Raw genomic sequence first — 1,671 nt, 5'->3', positions numbered from 1 at the left:
GTGCTGGAGGCCCACCTCGAAGGGCTCCTCGCCGAGCGGGACGTGCCGGTGCTCCGGGGCCGCGAGGTGACGGCGGTCGCGCAGGGCGAGGACGGGGTCACCGCCGAGTGGCGGGCGGAAGACGGCGGCAGCGGCGCGATCCGGGGCCGGTACCTCGTCGCGTGCGACGGCGGGCACAGTACGGTCCGCCGGCTGCTGGGCGTCGCCTTCCCCGGCCGGGAGCGCCGGATCTCCTCCGTGGCCGCGGACCTCACGCTCGTCTCGCGCTCCGAGAAGGTCCGCACCGAGCCCGGGCACTTCAGCGAGTTCACGAGGTCGGCCAACGGCTACCTGACGATCCTGCACCCCATCGGCCCGGACCTGTTCCGGATGCTGTTCGGCAAGCTCTCCGGGGACGGCCCGGACCACGCGTCGCCGGTCTCCGCCGACGAGGTGCGCGAGGCCCTGCACGCCGTGTACGGCCCGGAGACGGTGCTGGGCGAACTGCGCGCCGCCACCCGGTTCGGCGACGCCGTGCGCCAGGTCGAGCGCTACCGCGAGGGCCGGGTGCTCTTCGCCGGGGACGCGGCGCACATCCACATGCCGATCGGCGGACAGGGCGTCAACCTGGGCGTCCAGGACGCCGTCAACCTGGGCTGGAAGCTCGCCGGCACGATCAACGGCTGGGCGCCGGACGGGCTGCTCGACAGCTACCACGAGGAGCGGCACCCGGTCGCGGCGCGCGTGCTGCGGCACACCCGCGCGCAGGGCGTGATCATGAACCCCGGGCGGGACGAGGAGATCGACACGGTCCGCGAGATCGTGACCGACCTGCTGCGGCTGCCCGACGGCCACCGGTACGTCTCGGGCATGATGTCCGGCCTGGACCTCCGCTATCCGGGCGTCGGCCCCCGGCTGATCGACCTGGAGCTGACCACCGAGGACGGGCCGGCCAGGGCGAGCTCGCTCATGCGCTCCGGCCGCGGCCTGCTGCTCTCCCTCGACGGCCGGCGGCGGTCGGTCGGGGACCGGGCCGACCGGGTCGAGCACGTCCTGGCGAAGACCGACGAGGACGTCGACGGCGCCGGGGCCCTCCTGGTCCGCCCCGACGGCTACCTCGCCTGGACCGACACCGACGGCACCCCGCTCGACGCGGCCCTCGCCCGCTGGTTCGGCTGAGGTCCTCCAGACACGCCCTAGGCGAGCCGGTCCGGGGAGGGGAGCCGGGTGACCGGATCGTCGGACCAGGAGTAGACCTCCAGCAGGGACAGGTACCCGTCGGACGCGAACAGCATGGCGCCGCCCACCGGTTCGCCGGTCTCGTCGAGCACGGTGGCCTCGGCGAACGGGCTGTCCACGGCGGGCGCGGCGGGCACCGCCGTCCGGTCCAGGGCGAAGTCGATGCTCGGGCACGGGCAGGCGCAGTGGCCGGCGACGCGCAGGTGGGGGATCTGGGCGGACAGGGCCGGGTAGTCGTCGCCCAGCAGGGCGTTCAGCAGGCGCACTGCTTCCTCGGGTATCGGCTCGCCGGTCATGACCCGAGCCGATCATCCGGCGGCCGGGGCGGTCAAGTCCGGCGGTCGGCCATCGCGTCGCCGGTGAGGGCGGCCAGTTCGAGGATCGCCGCGGCCCGTGCCCTGGGGCGGCGGCGGGGGAGGACGACGACGCCGCGGCAGCGGGTCCGGACGTGGG

General features: G+C 75.0%; 2 protein-coding genes. One reads left to right on the top strand and one right to left on the bottom strand.

The window, feature by feature from the left end; all coding sequences use genetic code 11:
* Window positions 1-1,158: FAD-dependent monooxygenase (locus AB0O00_RS38205; RefSeq protein ID WP_363659289.1), on the top strand; the 1,158-nt coding region annotated here is incomplete at its 5' end.
* Window positions 1,159-1,175: 17 nt separating this feature from the next.
* Here AB0O00_RS38205 and AB0O00_RS38200 read toward each other — a convergent pair.
* A complete protein-coding gene (locus AB0O00_RS38200; protein WP_363659288.1) occupies window positions 1,176-1,514 on the bottom strand; it encodes a hypothetical protein in 339 nt (112 codons plus the stop codon).
* Between the last annotated feature and the right edge of the window lie 157 nt (window positions 1,515-1,671).

The sequence above is a fragment of the Kitasatospora sp. NPDC093558 genome (genome assembly GCF_040683475.1).
Classification (GTDB): Bacteria; Actinomycetota; Actinomycetes; order Streptomycetales; family Streptomycetaceae; genus Kitasatospora.
Note: the sequence above shows the minus strand (reverse complement) of the source record. Positions and strands in the feature narration are given on the sequence as shown.

What these genes read in the sequence shown, in the direction of transcription:
- AB0O00_RS38200 (WP_363659288.1), bottom strand. Translation starts at nt 1,514, where the DNA reads ATGACCGGCGAGCCGATACCCGAGGAAGCAGTGCGCCTGCTGAACGCC.